General features: G+C 73.2%; 17 protein-coding genes. 4 read left to right on the forward strand and 13 right to left on the reverse strand.

Annotated elements, in window-relative coordinates; all coding sequences use genetic code 11:
• Nucleotides 1–28: 28 nt before the first annotated feature.
• Both VKK44_RS23110 and VKK44_RS23115 read right to left on the reverse strand, forming a co-directional pair.
• Nucleotides 29–1,372, reverse strand: a complete 1,344-nt coding sequence (locus VKK44_RS23110) for a class I SAM-dependent methyltransferase (protein ID WP_343443314.1) — start codon at nt 1,370–1,372, stop codon at nt 29–31.
• Nucleotides 1,369–2,754: an FAD-binding oxidoreductase gene (locus VKK44_RS23115; protein ID WP_343443315.1), complete on the reverse strand. Its 1,386-nt coding sequence runs from the start codon at nt 2,752–2,754 to the stop codon at nt 1,369–1,371. Before VKK44_RS23115 ends, VKK44_RS23110 begins: the two co-directional genes overlap by 4 nt.
• 83 nt (nt 2,755–2,837) lie before the next feature.
• On the opposite strand from VKK44_RS23115, the gene VKK44_RS23120 reads away from it, so the two are divergent.
• Both VKK44_RS23120 and VKK44_RS23125 read left to right on the forward strand, forming a co-directional pair.
• A complete protein-coding gene (locus VKK44_RS23120; RefSeq protein ID WP_281943917.1) occupies nt 2,838–3,122 on the forward strand; it encodes a DUF427 domain-containing protein in 285 nt (94 codons plus the stop codon).
• A gap of 57 nt (nt 3,123–3,179) precedes the next feature.
• Nucleotides 3,180–3,893: an RICIN domain-containing protein gene (locus VKK44_RS23125; RefSeq protein ID WP_343443316.1), complete on the forward strand. Its 714-nt coding sequence runs from the start codon at nt 3,180–3,182 to the stop codon at nt 3,891–3,893.
• Between the two features lie 4 nt (nt 3,894–3,897).
• On the opposite strand, the gene VKK44_RS23130 is transcribed toward VKK44_RS23125, so the two are convergent.
• Nucleotides 3,898–5,181 (reverse strand): MFS transporter, encoded by a 1,284-nt coding sequence (locus tag VKK44_RS23130; protein WP_343443317.1) that lies wholly within the window; start codon nt 5,179–5,181, stop codon nt 3,898–3,900.
• Nucleotides 5,182–5,234: 53 nt separating this feature from the next.
• Between VKK44_RS23130 and VKK44_RS23135 the strand changes: the two genes are divergently transcribed.
• On the forward strand, nt 5,235–6,266 hold the full coding sequence (locus VKK44_RS23135; protein ID WP_343443318.1) for a GlxA family transcriptional regulator: 1,032 nt from the start codon (nt 5,235–5,237) through the stop codon (nt 6,264–6,266).
• Here VKK44_RS23135 and VKK44_RS23140 read toward each other — a convergent pair.
• The 5 genes from VKK44_RS23140 to VKK44_RS23160 all read right to left on the reverse strand — a co-directional run bounded on the left by VKK44_RS23140 (nt 6,231) and on the right by VKK44_RS23160 (nt 11,847).
• Nucleotides 6,231–6,707 (reverse strand): hypothetical protein, encoded by a 477-nt coding sequence (locus VKK44_RS23140; protein WP_343447868.1) that lies wholly within the window; start codon nt 6,705–6,707, stop codon nt 6,231–6,233. The genes VKK44_RS23135 and VKK44_RS23140 overlap by 36 nt on opposite strands.
• A 111-nt stretch (nt 6,708–6,818) precedes the next feature.
• The gene (locus VKK44_RS23145) at nt 6,819–8,771 is read right to left on the reverse strand and encodes a VWA domain-containing protein (protein WP_343443319.1); all 1,953 of its coding nucleotides are present in this window, start codon (nt 8,769–8,771) and stop codon (nt 6,819–6,821) included.
• A gap of 2 nt (nt 8,772–8,773) precedes the next feature.
• Complete coding sequence (locus VKK44_RS23150; protein ID WP_343443320.1) at nt 8,774–10,222, reverse strand: magnesium chelatase; 1,449 nt, start codon at nt 10,220–10,222, stop codon at nt 8,774–8,776.
• Nucleotides 10,223–10,322: 100 nt separating this feature from the next.
• Nucleotides 10,323–10,820 carry a hemerythrin domain-containing protein gene (locus VKK44_RS23155; protein WP_343443321.1) on the reverse strand — a complete coding sequence of 166 codons (498 nt, stop codon included), beginning with the start codon at nt 10,818–10,820 and terminating at the stop codon, nt 10,323–10,325.
• Between the two features lie 4 nt (nt 10,821–10,824).
• Nucleotides 10,825–11,847, reverse strand: coding sequence for an aldo/keto reductase (locus VKK44_RS23160; RefSeq protein ID WP_343443322.1), 1,023 nt, complete (start codon nt 11,845–11,847; stop codon nt 10,825–10,827).
• A 66-nt stretch (nt 11,848–11,913) separates the two neighbouring features.
• On the opposite strand from VKK44_RS23160, the gene mgrA reads away from it, so the two are divergent.
• Nucleotides 11,914–12,912: an L-glyceraldehyde 3-phosphate reductase gene (gene mgrA / locus VKK44_RS23165; protein ID WP_343443323.1), complete on the forward strand. Its 999-nt coding sequence runs from the start codon at nt 11,914–11,916 to the stop codon at nt 12,910–12,912.
• 9 nt (nt 12,913–12,921) lie between these two features.
• Here the strand turns inward: mgrA and VKK44_RS23170 are convergent, their stop codons facing one another.
• The 5 genes from VKK44_RS23170 to VKK44_RS23190 form a co-directional block, all read right to left on the reverse strand.
• Nucleotides 12,922–14,514, reverse strand: a complete 1,593-nt coding sequence (locus tag VKK44_RS23170; RefSeq protein WP_343443324.1) for a CBM96 family carbohydrate-binding protein — start codon at nt 14,512–14,514, stop codon at nt 12,922–12,924.
• A gap of 66 nt (nt 14,515–14,580) precedes the next feature.
• Nucleotides 14,581–16,767 carry a glycoside hydrolase family 71/99 protein gene (locus VKK44_RS23175; RefSeq protein ID WP_343443325.1) on the reverse strand — a complete coding sequence of 729 codons (2,187 nt, stop codon included), beginning with the start codon at nt 16,765–16,767 and terminating at the stop codon, nt 14,581–14,583.
• Nucleotides 16,764–18,137 carry an alkaline phosphatase family protein gene (locus VKK44_RS23180; protein ID WP_343443326.1) on the reverse strand — a complete coding sequence of 458 codons (1,374 nt, stop codon included), beginning with the start codon at nt 18,135–18,137 and terminating at the stop codon, nt 16,764–16,766. The genes VKK44_RS23175 and VKK44_RS23180 overlap by 4 nt, the downstream gene beginning before the upstream one ends.
• Complete coding sequence (locus tag VKK44_RS23185; protein ID WP_343443327.1) at nt 18,134–19,783, reverse strand: glycosyltransferase family 39 protein; 1,650 nt, start codon at nt 19,781–19,783, stop codon at nt 18,134–18,136. Before VKK44_RS23185 ends, VKK44_RS23180 begins: the two co-directional genes overlap by 4 nt.
• A complete protein-coding gene (locus VKK44_RS23190) occupies nt 19,780–22,230 on the reverse strand; it encodes a glycosyltransferase (RefSeq protein ID WP_343443328.1) in 2,451 nt (816 codons plus the stop codon). Before VKK44_RS23190 ends, VKK44_RS23185 begins: the two co-directional genes overlap by 4 nt.
• Between the last annotated feature and the right edge of the window lie 36 nt (nt 22,231–22,266).

Consider the following 22,266-nt stretch of genomic DNA (forward strand, 5'->3'; position numbering starts at 1 on the left):
GGTCCGCGCGGCCTCTCGTCGGTACGGGTCAGGGCGTCCAGTCGGGACGCAGCGGGTAGCCGTTCACCCCCTGCGGGCCGTTGTGCGTGGCGAGCACCTGGTGCAACTGGATGCCGTTGCGCTCGAACGCCATCCGGGAACCGGCCATGTAGAGGCCCCACACCCGCGCGGTGCCCGGGCCGACCTCGTTCACGCAGAAGTCCCAGTGCTCGACCAGGTTGCGGCACCAGCCGGCCAACGTCAGCGCGTAGTGCTGGCGCAGGTTCTCCTCGTGGTGCACCTCGAACCCGGCGTCATGGATCTCGCTGATCAGCCGCCCCGGGCCGGCCAGCTCGCCGTCCGGAAAGACGTACCTGTCGATGAACGCGCCGGAGCGGTGCGGGGCACGGTTGTCGGCCCGGGTGATGCAGTGGTTGAGCAGCCGGCCCCCGCGCTTGAGCCGGGACCGCAACGCGCCGAAGTAGGCCGGGTAGTTGCGCACGCCGATGTGCTCGGTCAGCCCGATCGAGGAGATCGCGTCGAACTGCTCGCGCGGCGCGTCCCGGTAGTCGAGGTGCCGCACCTCGGCCAGATCGCCCAGCCCCTCCCGCTCGATCGCGGCCTGCGCCCACTGTGCCTGCGCCTTCGACAGCGTCACGCCCAGCGCCTTCACGCCGTACTCCCGGGCCGCGTGCCGGACCATGCCGCCCCAGCCGCAACCGACGTCCAGCAGCCGCATCCCCGGCTGGAGCGCCAGCTTGCCGGCGACCAGGTCGTACTTGGCCCGCTGCGCCTCCTCCAGCGTGTCGCCGGGGCTGCGGAAGACCGCACAGGTGTAGGTCATGGACTCGCCGAGCACCTTCTCGTAGAAGGCGTTCGACACGTCGTAGTGGTGGGAGATCGCGGTGCTGTCCCGCGCCCGCGAGTGGCGCAGCCCGTTCACCACCCGCTTCCAGCGCGGCGCCGCCTCCTGCGGCGGGGGCGGCGGTGGCCGCAGCCGCTCCCAGCCCAGCCCCTTGACCAGGGCCAGCGCGTCGGCCACCGGCGGCATCCGCAGCGGCATCTCGTCCTTGAGCACCCGCAACGCCTCGTACGGGTCGCCGGGGTGCACGCCGTCGAGCCCCAGGTCACCGCTGACGTAGGCCCGGGCCATGCCCAGGTCCCCCGGCGCGGTGAGCAGGTAGGACAGGCCCCGCTCGGTGCGGATCGTCAGGGTGATCCCGGCGTCGGCCGGCCCCACGGCGCTGCCGTCGTACCCGGTCACCCGGACGGGCAGGTCGCCGGTGGTCACCGCGCGGATCACGTCCGCGACGGTCGGTCCGGTGCGCCGGCCGCCCGAGGGCGGCCCGGCCGGGGCGCTCGCCGCCCCCGGTGTTCGGTCGGTCAGACTCATGCTCGGGATACCGCCTTCTCGTACAGTCCGGTGAGTCGGTGATCCGGGTCGTAGCGGTCCTTCACGGCACGCCAGGTCTCCCCGCCGTAGAGCCGGTCGAACGCCGCCCGGTCGTAGTACGCGTCGGAGTAGAGCGACTTGTGGCCGCCCGACTCCGACACCATGTGCTCGATCCGCCGGTTGACGTCGCCGTCGGCGGCGCCCGGCGCGATCGGGACGCTGCCCCAGAAACCGATGTTCACATAGGTCTCGCCCGGTTGGAGCGGATACAGCGGCCACGCCCGGGCCGATCCCGGGCCGGCCGGCTCCCGCAGCCGCAGCGGGCAGAGCCACACCGGATTCATCCCCACGTCGCCCGCGAACCAGCGCAGGAAATCCGGCGTGCGCGCCAGCGGGATCTCCACGTCCTGCACCACCCGCTCGCGCGCCGGCCGGCCCCGCCACCTGTCGACCCGGGCGGCCACCTGGTGCCGGTGCTCGAAGCGCACGATCTTGTGATAGAAGTCGCTGCGCCGGTAGCGCTGCGGCCAGAGCCGCCGGAGGACCGGGTGCTGCACACCGAACGCGGACGAGCACCAGAACCAGTCGGTGTCCCACCGCCAGAGATAGTCGTACGCGGTCAGCACGTCGCGGGTGCGGCGACGCAGGGAGCGGTAGTAGATCTCCTGGCCGGTGTAGTCGGACGGGCGGCCGTCGGCCTCGTCGGTGAACGCGCCGAGCACCAGGTAGGACTCGCCGGGGCTGAACATCACGCCGTCCATGGCGTCGACCGGCTCGCCCGCGAAGGCGCCCTTGTCGACCACCTCCCCGATCGCGTCGACCAGCTCCTCCAGCCGGGTGAACCGGATGTTGCGCAGCGCCACGTGCCGGCCGACCGGTTGCAGCTCGATGCGCAGGCGGGTGGCGTAGCCGAGGCTGCCCAGCGAGTTGGGGAACGCCCGGTGCAGCTCGGCGTGCTCACCCCGGGGGCGGGTGGTGACCAGCTCCCCCGCGCCGGTCAGCACGTCCATCTCGGTCACCGACTCGTGCGGCAGGCCGTTGCGGAACGAGGTGGACTCGATGCCCAGACCGGTCACCGCGCCGCCCAGCGTGATGGTGCGCAACTGCGGCACGACAAGCGGCATCAGCCCGTGCGGGAGCGTCGCGTCGACCAGGTCCTCGTAGGTGCACATGCCCTGCACGTCGGCGGTGCGGGCGGTCGTGTCCACGCCGAGCACCCCGGTCAGCCCGCTGACGTCCAGCCCCGGCACCCGCGGCGCGGAACGGGGGCGGAACAGGTTGGACGTCTGCTTGGCCAGCCGCACCGTCTCGCCGGCGGGCACCGCGGCGTAGGACCGCCGCAGCGCGTCCACCGCCCGTTCATGATCACGGACAGCTCGCATGAGATCACTTTACGCCCCGGACCGACAATTCGCGGCACCTCAACGGGTGGCCGGCGGGCGAGCCCCGGCATAGCGTGGACGACATGCCGAAAGCCGTCTGGAACGACCTGGTCGTCGCGGAGAGCGACGACACCGTGCTGGTCGAGGGCAACCACTACTTCCCGCGTACGGCCCTGCGCGACGACCTGATCCGCTCCTCCGACACGCACACGGTCTGCCCGTGGAAGGGCACCGCCTCCTACTACACGCTCGAACACGACGGCGCCACCAGCCCGGACGCCGTCTGGTACTACCCCGACCCGAAGTCCGGGGCCGAGATGGTGCGGGACCGGGTGGCGTTCTGGAAGGACGTGCGGGTCGTCGACTGAGTCACCGGCCGCCGGGGCGACTGGCCCTCGGCGGCTCCGGTGGGTCAGGATGCCCCCATGGCCGACCCGCGTCCCGACCCGTCCGGCACCGTCTACGGTGCCCGCCCCGCCCGCGGTGGCGTCCGGCTGCCCCGGGACCCGCTGATGCGGACCGCGCTGGGCGTCGCCCTGGTCGGCGTACTCCTGGGGGTGTTCTTCGCCACCGGCGTGCTCGGTGGTGGGGCCGACCGGCCGGTGGTGCCGGCGGCGGCCGTGCCGACCCCGGCGGCGAGCGAGCCGGCCCCGGCCCCGCCGACGACCGAGGCCCCGCCGTCGCCCACCCCGAGCGCGACGCCGGAGACGCCCGCCGCGCCGGTGGCCACGCCGAGGGTGATCCGGGGCGTGCCGTCCGGGCGCTGCGTCGGCGTCACCGGCGACGACCCGGAGGGCGCGCAGGCCGCGCTCGCCGACTGCACCGGCGGGCCGGAGCAGCAGTGGGTGGTCACGCCGGTCGCCCCCGACACCTACCTGCTGGTCAACGCCGCCAGCGGCAAGTGCCTCGACGTCAACGAGGCGAGCACCGACGACGGCGCCGACGTGCAGCAGTGGTCCTGCAACGGGCAGGCCAACCAGCAGTGGAAGCTCCAGCCGACCGGCGGCGGCCCGGTGCTGCTGGTCGCCGTGCACAGCGGCAAGTGCGCGCAGGTCGACGACGCCGGCACCGAAGCCGGTCGGGAGCTGGAACAGGCGCCGTGCGGCGGCGCCGCCGAGCAGCAGTGGGCGCTCGGCTGACCGGTCAGCCCCGGTAGCTCCAGGCCCGCCGGCCGACCGCCGCCACGGGCAGCGCGAACGCGGTGCGTCGGCGCAGCAGCAGCGAGAGCCCGGCCGCGCCGATCGACAGCGCGCCGGCCGCGTACCAGGCCACCGCGTAGTCGCCGAGCCGGTCCCGGACCAGGCCGGCACCGGTGGCGGCCAGCGCGGCGCCCACCTGGTGCGCGGCGAACACCCAGCCGAAGACCACCGCGCCGGACGCGCCGAACCACTCCCGGCACAGCGCCACCGTCGGCGGCACGGTGGCCACCCAGTCCAGCCCGTAGAAGACGATGAAGACGAGCATGCTCGGCTCGGCCCGGCCGGCGAACAGGCTCGGCAGCAGCAGCAGCGACGCGCCGCGCAGCGCGTAGTAGGCGCCGAGCAGCAGCCGGGCGTCGACCCGGTCGGTGAGCCAGCCGGAGGCGATCGAACCGGCGATGTCGAAGAGCCCGACCACGGCGAGCAGGCCGGCGGCGGTGGTCTCCGGCATGCCGTGGTCGTGCGCGGCCGGCACGAAGTGCGTGCCGACCAGCCCGTTGGTGGTCGCGCCGCAGATCGCGAAGCCGCCGGCCAGCAGCCAGAACGGCCGGGTCCGGGCGGCGGCGGTCAGCGCGCCGACCGCGCGGGCCGCCGCGCCGCCCGCCGGCCGGGCCGGCGGCACGACAGCGGTGGCGCCGTAGGCCGGCCGGCCCAGGTCCGCCGGGTGCTCGCGCAGCAACCACACCACCAGGGGTACGACGGCGAGCGCGGCCCCGGCGACGACGAGTGCCGCCGCGCGCCAGCCGTGGTCGCGCACCAGCACCGCGAGCAGCGGGAGGAACACGAGCTGACCGGCCGCCCCGCCGGCGGTGAGCACGCCGGTGACCAGGCCCCGGCGGCGGACGAACCAGCGCCCGGTGACGGTCGCCACGAACGCCAGCGCCATCGAGCCGGTGCCCAGCCCGACCAGCACGCCCCAGCAGAGGACGAGCTGCCAGCTCTCGGTCATCGCCACGGTCAGCCCACTGCCGGCCGCCACCAGCAGCAGCGCGCCGGCCACCACCCGACGGATGCCGAACCGGTCCATCAGCGCCGCGGCGAACGGGGCGGTGAGCCCGTAGAGCAGCAGGTTGACCGAGACGGCGGCGGAGATGGTGGCGAGCGGCCAGCCGAACTCGGCGTGCAACGGGTGCAGCAGCACGCCGGGGGTGGCCCGGAAGCCGGCGGCGCCGACCAGCGCGACGAAGGCGACCCCGGCGACGAGCCAGGCCGGATGCAGTCTTTTCACCCACCGAGTCTCCGACGGTCGGGGTGGCTGGCACGAGTGGCCGGAAAGCCATCATGCGCAATAATCGGGCCATGCCCGCCACGCTGCCGCACCGCGTCGCCGTCCTCGCCCTGGACGGCGTGGTCGCGCTCGACCTCGGCACCCCGGCCCAGCTCCTCGGCGCCGCCCGGGCGGCCGACCGGACCCCGCTCTACGCGGTCACGACCTGCACGCCGGGCGGTCGCCCGGTGCGCAGCACCGCCGGCTTCCAGGTGCTCCCCGACCACGGGCTCGACCTGCTCGCGACCGCCGACACGGTGATCGTCCCCGGCATCCACGCGGGCCCACCGCTCACCGCCGGCACGGTGGACGCCGAGGTGGCGGGCGAGCTGCGCGCCGCCCACGACCGGGGCGCGCGGATCATGTCCATCTGCACCGGCGCGTTCGTGCTCGCCGCCGCCGGCCTGCTCAACGGCCGCCCCGCCACCACCCACTGGGCGTACGCGGCCCGTTTCCGCCGGCTGCACCCCGGCGTACGACTCGACCCGGAGGTGCTCTTCGTCGACGACGGCCGGGTGCTCACCTCGGCCGGGGTGGCCGCCGGCATCGACCTCTGCCTGCACCTGATCCGCACCGACCACGGCAGCGCGGTGGCCAACCGGGCGGCCCGGCGCTGCGTCGTGCCGCCGTGGCGCGACGGCGGCCAGGCGCAGTACATCGAACAGCCGGTGCCCCGGGTCGCGGAGGCCGGCACCACGGCCACCCGGGAGTGGGCCCGGCAGCGCCTGCACGAACCGGTGACGCTGCGCGAGCTGGCCGCGCACGCGCGGATGAGCGTGCGCACGTTCACCAGGCGCTTCCGCTCCGAGACCGGGCTCAGCCCGGCGCAGTGGCTGCTCCGGCAGCGCACCGAACACGCCCGGGTGCTGCTGGAGACGACCGACCTGAGCGTCGACCGGGTCGCCCGGGACGCCGGCTTCGGCACCACCGCCGCCCTGCGGCAGCACTTTCAGACCCGGGTGGGCGTGTCCCCGACGGCCTACCGCCGCGCCTTCCGCGCACCCGTGCCGTCAGGCCGGGTGGGGGTGTCGGCGCAGGGCGCGTAGCTGGGTCAGGTGCAGCGGAAGGTGCACCCGGACGTGCAGGTCCAACGCCCGCCCCCAGGGAAGCGAGTCGTCCACGTCCAGGTCGAAGCCCTCCCGCAGCACGGTCTCCACAGGCGTCTCGGCGGCCGGGCCGAGCCGGTCGGCCAGCGAGCACAGCTTCTGGCTGGTGGCCCGCAGCAGGGTCGCGAGCCCGTCCAGCCCGCCGCACTCGGACACCAACGCGTCGAGCTGCGGCCGGTGGATGGTGTCCACGTCGTAGTAGGCGAACGGCGAGCCGGCCAGCACCGCCTCGGTCGCCTCGCTCATCAGCTCGTCGTTGGCGGCGAGGTGCGCGACGATCTGCTCGGCGCTCAACTCACCCTCCGGCGGCGGCCCGAACCCGCCCGCGTCCACCTCCACGAGCAGCTCGTCGTACGCCCGCCGCAGGTCGGCGGCGTCCACCTCGTCCATGCCCGCATCCAACCCCATCCCACCCCCGCCGCGCGCGGATTCACCGAAAGCGTGGCCATTCCACGCGCGATGGCCACGCTTTCCGTGCATCCGCGGGCGGGGTCAGCGGCGACCGTGGCGGGCACGGAGATAGTCGGAGACGACGTACTCGCCCAGGTCGTCCAGGTCGGGGGTGAACATCCGGCCGTTCGACCGGCGGGCCACCGCGTCGACGAACCGGCGCAGCCCCGGGTCGTCGCCGAGCATGAACAGGTTGAGCGTGGCGCCGTACCGGGTCAGTCTGTCCACCTCGCGGATGGTCGCCTCGATCGTCTCCGGCAGCGGGGGCCAGTTGAAGTACGCCTCGCCGTCCTCCGGGTCCAGGTGGGCGGTGGGCTCGCCGTCGGTGACCACGAGCACCACCGGCTCGGCGCCCGGGTGGCGGCGCAGGTGCCGGCCCGCCAACCGCAACGCGTGCTGGAGGTTCGTGCCCTGCTCCATGTCCGGCTCCGCCGCCGCCAGCTCCTGCTGGGTCAGCGGCGCCGCCTCCCGCCCGAAGCCGACGATCTGCAACGCGTCCTGCGGGAACCGGGTGGCCATCAGGTGCGACAACGCCAGCGCCGTCTGCTTCATCGGACCCCACCGCCCCTGCGAGATCATCGAGTACGACAGGTCGACGCAGAGCACCACCGCCGCGGACGCCCGGCGCTCGGTCTCCATCACCTCGAAGTCCTCGACCGCGAGCGGCACCGGCACGCCGGGGCCGGCCCGGCGCACCGCGCGGGTCAGGGTGCGCACCACGTCCAGCGGCTGCTCGTCGCCGTACTCCCAGGGGCGGGAGGCGCCGCTGACCTCGCCGGCCGCACCGGCGGACCGCAGGTCGTGCTGACCCCGGGGACCGGCCGTCAGGTCCGCGAAGACCCGCCGCAACGCGGTGCCGGCGAGCCGGCGCAACGCCTTCGGGCTGAGCGTGAGCCCGTCCGCGTCCCGGGTCACCCAGCCCTGGCGGCGCAGCTCCCGCTCCAGGTCACGCAGGCGGCGTACGTCGTCGGCGGCGTCCCGGCCCAGCGTCCGGGCCACCGCGTCGACGTCGACGTCGTCCAACGTGGCGCCGGCCTGGTCCTGGTCGAGCGAGTCCAGCAGCTCGTCGAGCTCGGCGATCTCGTCGAGCGCGCCGGTCGCCTCGCCGTAGCCGAGCGGCTGGTCGCCGCGGACCCGCTCGCCGCGCTGCCAGTTCAGGTCGGGGCGCAGCGAGCGCAGGTGCGCGTCGAGCTGGGACAGCTCCCCGGCGAGCCGGTCACCGAGCGACTGGCGCATCAGCCCGGCCAACTCCTCGCGCTGCCGGTCCGACAGCGACCGCATCAGCCGTTCCCCGGCCGCCGCCCGGCGGGCCAGCACGTCGATCAGCTCGTCGACGTCCCGGGGCCGTTCCGGGAAGAACTCGCCGTGCCGGCGCATGAACTCGGCGAACGCGTCGGTGGTGTCCTCCGAACGCGCGTGCCGGGCGAGCAGCTCGTTGAGATCACGCATCATGTCGCCGAGCTGCCGTTGGGCGTCCGGGTCGCCGGCGGCCCGCGCCGCGTCCCGCAGCCCGGCGAAGCGCTGCTCCAGTACCTCGCCGCGCAGCCCGTCGAGGATCCGCTGGTACGTCTGGCGCGCCTCGGCGCTGGCCCAGTCGTACCCGGACAGCTCGGACACCGCCCGCGCGGTGGACCGGGGCAGGTTGTCCAGCACCGCCTCGGCGAACCGGGCCTCGTCGCCGTCGCGCCCGCGCAGCTCGTCCCGTTCGGCGGCCAGCGCCTGGTCGAGCAGCGCCTGGGTCCGGGTCACCGCGCCGTCCAGGTCGCCCCGGCGCAGCGCCTCCCGACGCAGGCGGCGTGCCCGGGCGGCCAGGTCCTGGAGACCGCCGCGCCCGTCCGGGCCACGCCGCAGCAGGTCACGCAGCGACTCCCGGAGGCTGCCACCGCCGAGCACCTCCGCGCCGACCGCGTCCACCGCGGCCCGCACGTCGTACGGCGGGGCGAGCGGGTCGGGTCCGCCGCGCCACTGCCCGTACCGGAACCGGTTGCCGGCCACGGTCAGCCCCGGCCGCCGTAGACGGTGCGCCCGGACTCGGTGACGTCCTTGCCGAGCCGGCGGGTCAGGTGCAGTCCTTCGAGGACGAACTCGACGCCGGCGGCGGCCTCCGCCGGGCTGGGCGCGTCACCGAGACCGAGCCGGTCGAGCACCTTGGCCAGCCCCGGCACGGTGCCGACCTGGCGCAGCAGCTCCGCGGCGGAGACCAGCTCCCCGGTCTCGACGGCGTCGCCCTCGGCGACCAGCGCGGTGAAGCCGGACAGGTCCAGCCCGGCCAGCCGGGTCCGGAACGTCTCCGCGGTGGCGGTACGCAGCAGGTGCGCGAGCACCTCGATCTCGCGCCCCTCCTCCCCGCTCTCGAACTCCACCTTCCCGCGCAGCGTCGACGTCACCGAGACCGCGTCGCCGACGCGCGCGACCGGCGGCTCCGGCGCGCCGGTGCCGGCGAGCAGGCCGGAGCGGCGCAGCGCGGCGGCGGCCACGGTCTCCGCGGCGGCGATGGCGAACCGGGCGGACACCCCGGAACGCGGGTCCACCGACGGCGACTCGCGCACCTCGCGGGCGAACCGGGCGAGCACCTCCAGCACGTGCTCCGGCACGGTGGCGACCAGGTCGGCCTCCTGCCGGATCAACGCCAGCTCCAGCTCCAGGTCGAGCGGGTAGTGGGTCCGGATCTCGGCGCCGAAGCGGTCCTTGAGCGGGGTGATGATCCGGCCCCGGTTGGTGTAGTCCTCCGGGTTGGCACTGGCCACCAGCAGCAGGTCGAGCGGCAGCCGGAGCTGGTAGCCGCGGACCTGGATGTCCCGCTCCTCCAGCACGTTGAGCAGCGCCACCTGGATCCGTTCGGCCAGGTCGGGCAGCTCGTTGACGGCGAACACGCCCCGGTTGGTGCGCGGGACGAGGCCGAAGTGGATCGTCTCCGGGTCACCGAGCGTACGCCCCTGGGCGAGCCGTACCGGGTCGACGTCGCCGATCAGGTCGCCCACGCTGGTGTCCGGCGTGGCGAGCTTCTCGCCGTAGCGCATCGAGCGGTGCAGCCAGCCGATCGGCAGGTCGTCGCCGGCCGAGTCGACCAGGTCACGGGAGCTCGGCGTGAGCGGGTGCATCGGGTGCTCGTTGAGCACCGAGCCGGGGATCACCGGGGTCCACTCGTCGAGCAGCCCGCCGAGCGCGCGGATCAGCCGGGTCTTGCCCTGCCCGCGCTCGCCGAGCAGCACCATGTCGTGGCCGGCGAGCAACGCCCGCTCGACCTCGGGCAGCACCGTGTCCTCGTAGCCGACGATGCCGGGGAAGCGCTCCTCGCCGGCCCGCATCCGGGCGAGGAGGTTGTCGCGGAGTTCCTGCTTGACGGTGCGGTAGTGGTGGCCGGTCGCGCGCAGCGCGCCGAGCGTGGCGGGCAGCTCGGCCGGCGGAGCCGGGGAAACCTGAGGGTGAGCGCTCACCCGCCCCACGCTAGCTCAGATTTTCCGCTCCGCCCGGTGGTCGGTCCCGTCCCGTGGCCGGGACCGGCCCCGGACGCCGGGCGACTTGCCGCGCCGGGAAGATCGGCCGTCAGCGGTGGTCGCGCACGTAACCCTGCGGGTCCTTGTCGCGGAACGGCAGGTCCCGGCCGTTCTTGTGCTCGCCGTAGAAGGTGAGCCAACGCGCGCCCAGCTCGGCCCGCAGCTCCACGCTCGCGTGCCGGCGGAAGTCGGGCAGCGCCTCGTCCTCCTCCTCGGCCAGGTGCTCGCTGTTCTCCTTACGGGCCGTGCCCACGGCCGCCCACCAGGCGTCCGAGCCGACCTCGTGCAGCTTGGCCTCGGCGATCGCGTCGCGGATCTTGTTGTGGTCGCCGATCGCGTCGGCGGTCTCGTCCTCGCCGTCGTCACCGTGCTTCACCAGGTGCGGATAGAGGATGGCCTCCTCCGCCTCGGCGTGGATGTCCAGGTGCAGGGCGAGCGCCTCCCAGATCGCCAGCATCTCGGCCGGGTCGCGGGCGTCGTCGAGCCGGGCGAAGCCGCGCCGGAAGGCGGCGTGGTCGTCCAGGATCAGTGCGGTGATGTCGTCCATGCGGTCACTTCCCCAGTCGGGCGCGGATCATCCGGGGCACCGCGGCCAGGCCGGTGACCGGCCGGAACGCGTGCGCGGCGGTGACCAGCGCGGCGTACTCGTCGTCGGTCAGGTCGATGTCGGCGGCGGCGGCGTTGCGTTCCATCTGCTCCACCCCGGACGCGCCGGGGATGGCCACCACGTTCGGGTGCCGCAGCACGTACGCGAGCGCGATCTGGCTGGGCGTGGCGTCGTGCGCGTCGGCCACCTCGCGCAGCGTGGCGATCAGTTCGGTGCCGCGGGCCAGGTTCTCCGGCAGGAAGTACGGGTTGGCCCGGCGCACCGCCCCGGCCGGCGGGTTGGCGGCGTCGTAGCGGCCGGAGAGGAAGCCCTGTGCCAGCGGGCTGTACGCGATGACGATCCGGCCGGCCTGCTCCGCGTACGGGATCAGGTCGTCCTCCGGCCCGCGGTCGATCATGCTGTAGCGGACCTGGTTGCTCAGCACCCGGCGGCCCAGCGCGGCCTCGGCGAACCGCCACCGGCGCAGGTCGTAGTTGCTGACCCCGACCTCGCCGACCAGCCCGACGTCCTGCAACGAGCGCATGCCGCGCATGGTGGTGGTGTCGGGGACCACCGGGTTGGCCTGGTGCACCTGGTAGAGGTCGATGCCGTCGACGCCGAGCCGGGCGGCGGAGGCGACCGCCCGCTGCTGCACCACCGGCGCGACCGGCAGCAGCGGGAAGATCTTGCTGGCCACCACCACCTTGGCCCGGTCGTCGCCGACGACTGCGTCAGGTCGCGGCGTGGCGTCAGACGCGCCGAGCTGGCGTTGTCGGAGCGCCGCGCCGAGGATGCGTTCGCTGCGGCCGAAGCCGTACAGCTCGGCGGTGTCGAAGAGGGTGACGCCGAGGTCGAGCGCCCGCCGCACGATCTCGGCCGCCCGGCGCTCGTAGTCGGGGCCGTAGCCCCACTCGCGGGAGCCGAACTGCCACGTGCCGAGGCCGATCTTGGAAATGGGCTTGGGGGTGTCGAGCCGCACGAAACGCATGGCCTCGACGCTACCCGCGCCCCGGTGACCGCACGCCGGTTCACCGGCGGGAGGCAGAATGACCGGGTGACCTACCTCGCCAGCGACGACCGTTACGACTCGATGATCTACCGGCGCAGCGGACGCAGCGGGCTGAAGCTGCCCGTCATCTCCCTCGGCCTCTGGCACAACTTCGGGCCGGACCGGCCCTTCGAACGGCAGCGCGACATCGTCCGCCGCGCCTTCGACCTCGGCATCACCCACTTCGACCTGGCCAACAACTACGGCCCGCCGCCGGGCGCGGCGGAGGAGGTGTTCGGCCGGCTGCTCGCCACCGACCTGAAGCCGTACCGGGACGAACTGGTGGTGTCCAGCAAGGCCGGCTACCTGATGTGGCCCGGCCCGTACGGCGAGTGGGGCTCCCGGAAGTACCTGATCTCGTCGCTGGACCATTCGCTGCGCCGGCTGGGCCTGGACCACGTGGACATCTTCTACTCGCACCGGTTCGACCCGGACACCCCGCTGGAGGAGACGATGGGCGCGCTGGACGCGATCGTCCGGTCGGGCAAGGCGCTCTACGTGGGCGTCTCCAACTACGACTCGGAGCAGACCGCCCGGGCCGCCGAGATCCTCCGTGACCTGGGCACCCCGCTGCTGATCAACCAGCCGTCGTACTCGATGCTCAACCGCTGGACCGAGTCCGACGGCCTGCTGGACACGCTGGACCAGGTCGGCGCCGGGTGCATCGCGTTCAGCCCGCTGGCCCAGGGTCTGCTCACCGACCGCTACCTGGGCGGCATCCCGGCCGACTCGCGCGTGCGGACCAGCGTCTTCCTGAACGAGAGCGACCTGGACGAGGCGCGGATGGCCACCGTCCGCGCGCTCGCCGAGGTGGCCCGGCGGCGCGGGCAGAGCCTGGCCCAGCTCGCCCTGGTGTGGGCGCTGCGCGACCCGCGGATGACCAGCCTGATCATCGGCGCGAGCAGCGTCGAGCAGTTGGCGGGCAACGTCGCCGCGCTGGACGAGCTGGACCTCGCCGGCGAGGACCTGGCCGAGATCGACCAGATCCTCGCCGACCCGCGGTGAGGCCGGCGGTCAGCGGAAGATGGTGCCGTTGCCGGCGTCCCGGACCGCGCTCACCCGGTTCGGGGTGAACGTGTTGCCGGGTCCGACCACTGTCGCGTCGCAGCCCTCGGTGACGTAGAGCCCGTAGCGCTGCGTCCTGACGGTCTGGTCGTCGACGGCCACGTTCCCGCTGACCACGGTGTCGACGCAGGTGATCCCGGTCGCCGTGGTGACCCGGATGCCGTCCCGGTTCGCCGTGTCGTCGGAGCTGTCGGTGACGTGGTTGTCGACGACCCGGTTGTCGGTGCCGCTGTTGATGTTGATGCCGTCCTGCCCGGCCTGGTCGATCACGTTGTCGCTGATGATGTTGTGATCGGCCGTCTTGTTCGGCTGGTCGGCGGTGGACGAGGCACGGTTGACCTGGATGCCGTGCCCGCCCACGTCGCTGATGGTGCAGCCGGTGACCGTGTCACCGCTGGTGGCCAGCAGTTCGACGCCGTCGCTCTGGGCGCCGCTGATGACGCAGTCCCGGACCGTGTTGCCCATCGACGTCCAGGTCTGGTTCTTGCCGTCGAACACGATGCCCCGCCCCCGGGACGCGGTGACCCGCACCCGCTCCACGACCATGTTGTTGCCGTCGTCGAAGTCGAGCGCGTCGCTGGTGCTCCGGGCTGCCCCGCCGGCCGAGACCGCGAGGTCCCGGACGATCACGCCGTCCCATCCCTTGGTGTTGAACGGCTCGGTGTCCCCCGCCGTCGAGTTGTCGTTACGGATCAGCGTGTCGTACATGCCGGCGCCGACGAAGGTCACCCGCCGGATGCCCTCCAGTTTCAGGTACTCGGCGCCGAAGTCGAACGTGCCGGCGTCGAACCGGACCACGCCACCGCCCAGCCGGTTCAGCTCGACCACGGCGCTCTCCAGCACGGTCTTGAGACTGCCGGTGTAGGTCTCGCCGGTCACGTCGGAGGCCGCCCGGTAGGTCGTCGGCCCGGTCCTGGTCACCACGTACGGCGACGGGTCGGGCGGTGCCGGCGTCAACAGTTGCGGCTTGTTGGTGCCCTCCCGGCTGGTCACCCGCAGGCCGGTGTCGTTGGTGGTGGTGAGCGCCACGGTCACCGGTCCGTTGCCGGTGACCAACGACGAGACGTTCACCGACACCCAGGTGTCCGCGCCCACCGGTCCGCTGCGGACGACCGTGGCGCCGATCGGTGGGGCGTTGTCGTCGGTGATGGTGCTCTCGTCCCAGGCGCTGTCGGCGACGGGGTGGACGTCCACTCCGGTGCTGCTGGCGGTCTCCACGTAGAGACGCAGCACCGCGGTCGGGTCCGTGTCGACGTCGGTGACCTCGAAGCGCAGGTAGGCGACCTGTCGGGGCACGGCGTCGACGCGGAGCGAGGCGGTCCGCCCCGCGTTGACAGTCGGATGGGAGGCGTCCACCCAGGCGTCGGCGACCGGGGTGAGCGTCACGGCCGCAGCCGCCCGGGCGACCTGCGCCGCGGTGGTGGCGTGCGGCTTCGCCGTGGCGCGGGCGGGTGCCGCGGCGGCGGGCGACGCGACGGCGACGACGGCCAGGACCAGTGCCGGCGCGAGGTGACGGAGCGGGGATCGGGATCGAGCTGTCATTTGCTCCTCCAGAACGGTGTGGAGGGTGGCCCGGGCCGGCCGCGACATCGGTGGTGGGTCGCCCGGTCAGTGGTGGAGCGGCGCCTCCTCGGACCGCGCGGCGCCGGATGGGGTCGACGGCGTGGCGGCGGCTCGCGCACGCCGTCGACGGCGGTACAGCCAGAGCGGCACCAGGACCACCACGCCGACGGTCAGGGTCAGCGCCGCCCAGGCGGGCAGGCCCCAGTCGTCGCCGTCGGCGGTGCTGCTGTCCAGTTGCGCGTCGGGGTTCGGGGCGACGCCGAGCAGGTCGGCCAGCACCAGCAGGTACCTGCTGCCCCACTGTTCACTCGGTTCCACGTAGGTGTTCTCGGTGAACTCGTTCCAGCTGATGACGCCGAGGGCGTCGGGCTGGGAGAGCTGGGCGGCGGCGAAGGACGCGCGCAGCGTCTCACCGTCCCGGCGGGGCACCTCCCTTCTCCCGCCGATCTGGCGGGCGTCGAAGCCGGGCGAGACCGGGGCGATCCACAGTCCGCCACGGAGGTGGACGGCCCGGGACATCGCGGTGAGCTTGTCCCGGCTGCGGTCGGCGAGCGGATCGGCGGACGACCAGTAGTACGCCTGCCCGTCGAGGCTCGACTGGCTGTTCACCACCGAGACGCTCTTGGCGGTGCCGAGGACCTGGAGTTTCTCCTGGGCCTGACGGACGGTGTCCGCGACCTCGGCGGCGGAGTACCGGTCGCTGCCGTTCCAGATCACCACCGGCTGGTCGAAGATCCCGAAGACCGGGTCGGCCGCGTAGCGTTCGGCGAAGACGGCCAAGTCCGTCCGGACCGTGGCCAGTGGCAACGGCTTACGGCTGAAGTCGATGCCCTGGTAGACGATGCCGAGCCGGAAGCTCTCGGCGCGGGCGACCTCGACCAGCGCGGCGAGTCGTTCGTCGAGCTGCACGGTGTGCTTCCAGGAGACCAGGAAGCCGGTGATCCCGGCGGCCTTCGCCATCCGGACGTGCCGCCGCATGATCTCCTCGTCGTCGCTCGAATAGCGCCCGAGCACCGGGTAGTCGATCTTCGCCCTGTTCCACGAGCTCGGGTTGAACCAGATGTAGTAGTAGGCCAGCACCGGAACCGGTGCCGGCGGCGTGGCCGGAGCCGCCGCGGGCCGGGACCCGGAACGGACGGACGCGGCCGGTGCCCGGGCCGCCGGCAGGCTCGCCGCGGCGACCGTCACCAGCACCAGCACCAGACCGGCGGCGGCGCGTGGCCGCCGGCGACGCCGCGCGGCGGAGCGGAGCGCCCGCAACGGGCGGCGCAGGTGCGGGCGGCCCAGCAGGACCAGCCCGACGGCCACCCCGAGCACGCCCACCGCCACCAGCGCCAGGTCGACGATGCTGATCACGGTGAGCGTCACCTCCTGGTCCCGGCTGATGGTCACCGGCCGGCCGAAGGAGAGACCGCCGCCGCGTACGGTCAGCGTGTAGGTGCCCCGGGGCAGGTCGGGGACCAGCACGGTGCCGTCCGAGGCGAACCCCAGGTGCTGCACCCGCCCGTCGGCCCGGGTGAGTCGGATCCCGCTGCCGGCCCGCCGGGGGAAGAACATGTCCGAGGCGGTGAACGACACCTTGAAGAAGAGCAACTGCACCACCCAGCTCTGCCGGTCCCAGGGCACGAACTTCTGGCCGGCCCGGTTGACCACCGAGGTGCCGTCCACCATCACGGCGTCCACCACGTAGTAGAGGCGTTTCGAGGCGAGCCCCCGGGGTCCCTGCTGGGTGCGGCTCTCGGCGACCCAGAGCGGCCTCGTCAACTGGTCACCGGTCAGCTCGATGATCTCGCCGGTGTTGCTGCGCAGTTGCATCGCGGTCGCCCGCCGGGTCGGCACCGGCGACCCGAACCGGTCGGTGTAGCGCCAGCTCACGCGCCGGACCGTGCGCAGGCCCACCTCGACGACCCGGTCGCGTACGCCGTGGTCCAGGCTGCCCCGGATGCGGTCGAGCATCACCCTCCGGTCGACGCCGACCGCCGCCGAGCCGACCGTGAGCCGCTTGTCGAGCCCGAGGAAGTTCCGGACCCGGACGTTCACCCGTCCCTTGGCGTCCGAGCGACCGGTGTTGCCGTCGACCGCGACCGGCACGCCCCGGATCGGCGGCACCATCTGGAGGTGCAGTGTGCCGGGCAGCGCGGAGCGGGGTGCGGCCGTGGCGGCGACCGGGGTGAGCAGGACGCCCAGCAGCACCAGGATCAGCGGCGGCAGCAGCCGGCGGGCGGCGCTCACCGGGGCCGCCGCCGTCCCCGTACGGCCGCCGCGCCGACCAGCGCGCCGACGAGCAGCAGCGCGGTGGCGTACGCGCCGTAGACGGGCCGGGGGTCGGGCCGTTTCAGCGCGACCGGGGTGCGTTCGGCGCTGAGCAGGACGCCGGGGCGTGGTGGCGCGTCGAAGTCGAACGCGTCGAGGAACGTGTTCGCCCTGGCGTCCCGGCTGGCGAGCGGTTTCAGCCGCCAGTTGATCTCGATGAACTTCAGCACCGAGGTGAAGTCGAGCGTGGTGGAGTCGACCCGCCCGCGCCGGGCGTACGGGCTGACCAGCAGCGCCGGCACCCGGAACCCGTAGCCGTACCGGTCGACGCGGGGCGGCGTGACGTGGTCGTACCAGCCGCCCCAGTCGTCGTACGACCAGATGAAGGCCGACGAGGACCACTCCGGGGAACGCATGAGCTGCGTCAGCAGCGCCCGGACGAGGTTCTGGCCGGCGCCGATGTTGCCCGGCGGGTGCTCGCTGTTGCCGGCCGGCGCGATGAAGGAGACCGCCGGCAGGTCGCCCTTCGCCGCGTCCGCGTAGTACTCGTCCAGGTCGACGATCTTCGAGAACAGGCGCGGGTCGTCGACGTAGCGGGCGTACCCCAGCAGCGGGACCCAGATGACCTGCGCGCCCCGGTCGATGTCCTCCTCCTCGACCCGGGACCGGAACGTGATGGTCGGGTCGTAGTTCTGCACGTAGAACTTCCAACTGATCCCGGCCGCCTCCAGCCGGTCGAAGATGGTCGGGATGTCGCCCCAGCCGGCCGCCGGAATGGTCTCCGCCTTGCCGGCCGCGCCCGGGCCACCGGTGACCCGGTACATGTGGTTGCGGATGCTGCCGGAGTGCGACGAGCTGAAGAAGCGGTCGAAGAGCACGTACTCGTCGGCCAGGTTCCAGTAGTACGGCAGGTCGCGGTCGTCGTAGTAGGCCATCGCCATCCGGCCGTCCTTGCCGGCCCGGCTCACCCCCTCCACGAAGCCGTTCATCCGGCCGCCGTTGTACTGCTGGGCGAACGCGTCGGCGGAGTGGTCGAGGTCGATCGCGCCCAGCTTGCCGATGTGGAACGGCTTGACGCAGGGTTCGGGCAGGTCCGCCCGCATCGGCATGCAGACGTCCTTCGGTATCCCGTCCACGCCGGGCCGGGTGCCGAAGTAGTTGTCGAACGTGTGGTTCTCCTGCATGAGGAAGACCAGGTTCTCGATCGGCGTGGTCGGGGCGGCCGGCGAGTTCGGGGCGGCCGACGCGGTGGCCGGCGCCGCCGTCACCACCGACAGCGTCAGCAGCACGGCGACGGCCGACAGCCGCCCGGCCCGGCGCCGGAGCGCGGAATCGATCCGACGGGTCATGGCCGCACCTCATAAATGATGATCACGGGGACGGGAACGTCGCGACCGGAGGCGTCGGCGGCGCCGACGTACTCGGTGTGCACGATCCGGCCGTGATAGCGCCGGACGAGGGTCGCCAGCCGGTCGGCGAAGAACGTCGAACGGCGCGCGGAGAACGAGTCCCAGACGATGTAGTGCAGGTTGTTGTTGCGCAGCCACCCGTCCGGGTTGTTGAGCGCGACGTAGGACGGGTTGCGGTGCAACGGGTTCGGACTGACCGACAACCCGTAGCTCTGCCGCTGGCCGTAGTAACGGATGATGTTCGACATGGACGGGCCGAGCGTGAGGATCACCGACCCGTCCGGCGTGTGGTCGGTCAGCCACCGGCCGGCCTCCCGGCCGCCCGGCACGCCGCCGGACCCGGCCAGGAAGTGCGTCCCGCCCTGCTGACCCACCGCCCGCCAACAGGGCCCGAGCAGGCTCAACGCCACCGCGGCGACCGCCGCGAGCCGGACCACCAGGTGGACGCGCGCGCGGGGCATCACCCGCCGGGGGACGGCGGCGAGCCGGGCCGGCACCGGCAGGACCGCCAGCGCCCGCGCGGCGAGCACCGCCACCGGCACCACGACCGGCAGCAGGTACTGGAAGCCCTTGACCGGCCAGAGCTGGAAGAAGACCACCGGGACGGCGATCCACGACAGCAGCAGCGTCTCCCGCCAACTGCGCTGCCGACGGGCCAACCACAGGCCCCCGAACGCGGCGAGCAGCACCAGCAGCCCGATCGACGTGGGCACGTTCTCCAGGTAGAACGACATCGGATGGTTGGGCCGCCGGAACAGCTGCCAGACGAGGTAGCTGCGCCCGGTCTCGGTGCGGCCGGCCAGCGCTTGCGAGATCGGGTGGGTGGCGAAGACCAGCGCCAGCACCGGCAGCGCCAGCAGCGTGGCCCGCACCGGTCGGCGTACGCCGGGGGTGAGCGCCAGGAACGCGTAGACGCTGCCGGCCAGCACGATGCTGGTCTCCTTGGCCAGCATGGTGACGCCGAGCATCGCGGCGGTGGCCACGTACCAGAGAGCGTCCTGCCGCTGCACGAACCGGACCATGCAGTAGAGCGTGAGCGTGGCCAGCAGCACCATCGGCCCGTCCAGCAGCACCTGACGGGTCACCACCACGTGGTACGGCATCACGGCCAGCAACAGCGCCGCGACGAGCCCGACCCGCCGGTTGTAGAGCCGCGCGCCCAGCGGATAGACCGCGAGCACGGTCAGCACCCCGAGCACCACGATGACCAGCCGCCCGGCCACGTCCACCTCACCGACCCGGAAGAACGGCGAGAGCAGCGCCTGGACGAGCATCGGGTGGGCCCGGAAGACCGGGAAGTACTCGGTGTAGCGGGGGTTGCCGGCGAGCGAGGCGGCCTGCCCGGCGTACACCGCCTCGTCGCTGTTGAAGCCGAACGCGTCGATCTGCCACGTCCGGACGAACAGCGCCAGCACGGCGACGCCGGTCAGTCCACCGGCCACCTTCCACTTCGGCCGCCGCAGCGCCGGCAGCCAGGCCGGCGGCGCGGGCCTCCGCTCCCCCTTCCGCCCCCCGGTTCGCTGTTCGTCGCCGCTGCGCTGCTCGGGCAGGGTGTCGGTGGTGGTGGCCGGAGGGCTCACGCTCACGCCGGCCCTCCCGCCACCGTCAGGTCACCGCTCCAGCTCGGCCACGGCTGGACGGGCACCACCGGGGCGTGCCGGCCGGCCCGCTCCGCCCGGAGCAGCCGGGGGATCTCGTCGGCCCAGCCGAAGGTGTCCGAGACGACGACCCGGCTGCGCACGTGGGACAGGAAGCTGGCGAGGATCTCCCGCTCCCGCGCCCGGAGCTGGACGTACCCCTGGCCGTCGATGGTGATGGACGGCGCGAGGTAGCGGAACGGCGGGAACCCGTACGCGTCGTCGGTGTTGTCGATCATGCGGTCGAGCGTGTCGGCGGCGCCCAGCTCGGTGATGTCGGGCTTGCCGCGCTCGATGACGAACAGTTCCTCGACCCGGGTGGTGGTGCCGATCCGGCAGGGCACCAGGCGGTCGACGCTGTACTTCGGCGGCGGGATCAGCAACTGGGTGAGGGCGTTGATCCCCATGATCGGCAGGTTGAACCGGCTGAGCGTCAGCGCCAGGGACCGGCCGCCCTTGGAGTGCAGGCGGCTCTGGAGTTGCAGCCGCCGCCACTCGGCGGGCGTCAGGTCCTGCGCCTGCACCGCCCGCAGCGTGTGCGCGCTGATGGTGAGCGGCTTGGGGAAGCAGGTCGCCACGCCGTCCGGCCGCACGATCGTCATGTCGTCGGAGAGGAAGAAACCGCCGTGGTCGCGCAGCAGCCGCAGCACGGTGGCGGTCTTGCCGGTGTCGGTCAGCGCCGAGAGCATCACCCCGACGCCGTCGAGCGTGACGCACGCGGAGTGCAGCAGCATGTGTCCCCGGGCCACCATGACGAACCGGAGCAGCGCCTCGACGATGTTGGTGTAGACCACGTGCGGCGAGTGGGCCAGCAGCGGGCCGACCTGGATCTCGATCGGCGGGCCGAGTTGGATGCGGAAGTTCGCCCCCCACCGGCCGAGCTGCTCCTCGTAGCGCAGGACGGACTGGTCGGCGTACTGGGTCATGGCCGCGCGTCGCTGCGGCCCGCGACCGCCGATGTCGCTGACCCGCACCGCGATGTCCACCTCGGAGTCGGGCACCCACTGGGCCCGGAAGAACTCCAGCTCCGGGAGCATGATCTGCGAGCCGATGGTGACCACGCCGGCGACGTCGTAGCGGTACTTGAGGTACTGGTAGCGGCGGCGCGACGGATTGCTGGGCGCCTCGGAGGCGCCGGCCACCAGCAGCCGCACCGGGTCGCGCCGGGCCTTGTCCACAGCGGTGTAGATGACCCGGTCGTTGACCAGGAACCGGACCAGGAAGAACGCCACCAGGGTGGCCGCGTTCGCGACCAGGATGCCGACCCCGGCCCAGACCAACGCCTGGAGGACGGGCAGCCGCAGCAACAGCAACGCGTTGTTGAGCAGGAAGAACCGGGCCGCCCGGGCGGCGGACGAGCCGTGCCGGTTCCGCCGGTAGATCAGGCTGTCGATCAGCAGGAAGTTCCACGAGGTGGACACCTGGGTGGCCAGTGCCGCGCCGACGAGGTGGTGCATCCGGGCGGGTTCGTAGCAGAACCAGAGCACGGCGGTGTTCACCACCATGCCGGAGAGACCGACCATGCCGAACGCGATCATCCGGCCCACCTCACGCAGGCGTTCGACGCGGGTGCGCGGGCTCCGCCGGATCTGCCCGACGAGGCGGCGGCCCCGCAGCCGGGCCAGGTGCCGCAGGAACGTCACGCCCTCCCGCACGGACGCCTTCGACCGGCCGCCGTGCCGGGGCGCCATGTCGTACGCCACCTCGGCGACCCGGGCGCCGGGGTGCCGCACCAGCAGCTCCAGCAGCACCTTGAAGCCCGTCGGGTGCATCCGGTCCAGGCGTACCGCGGCACGGCGGAAGGCGAACAACCCGCTCATCGGGTCGCTCACCGTGGCCAGCCGGCGCGGGAACATGCCCTTCACCAGGCGGGTCACCCAGGACGAGGTGGCCGTCCGGAGGGGCCCGTCGAGCCCGCCCGGGGAGCCGTTGCCGGCGTACCGGGTGCCGATGACGACGTCGACGTCGTGCCGCATCGCGATCCGCGCGAGCGTCGCCGCCGCCTCCGGCGGGTGCTGGAGGTCGGCGTCCATCACCAGGACCCACTCGCCCCGGGCGTGCGCGGTGCCGAGCAGGACCGCGCCGCCCAGTCCACCGGCGCGGGCGTGCGGCGGCCGGTGCAGCAGTCGTACGGTGACCGGTGCCGCCGCGGCCACCCGGGTGAGCACCCCCGTCGTGCCGTCGTCGCTGTCGTCCACCACGAGGAGTTCCGCGTCGAGCGGGGCCAGCAGCGGGCCGAGCCGCGCCAACAGGATCGGAACGTTCTCCGCCTCGTTACGGGTCGGCACGATGACGGTCAGTCGGGGCGGGCGGCCCTCGTCCGCCTCGTGCAGCGCTTGGAGCTGCGCCTCCGGTTCGGTTCGCCGGTCGCGAACTCCGGATCCGACTCTGTTCATGACAACCCCCACGGTCGGCACGAGCGGCATGAGCCA

This window comes from Micromonospora sp. DSM 45708, assembly GCF_039566955.1.
Lineage (GTDB): Bacteria > Actinomycetota > Actinomycetes > Mycobacteriales > Micromonosporaceae > Micromonospora.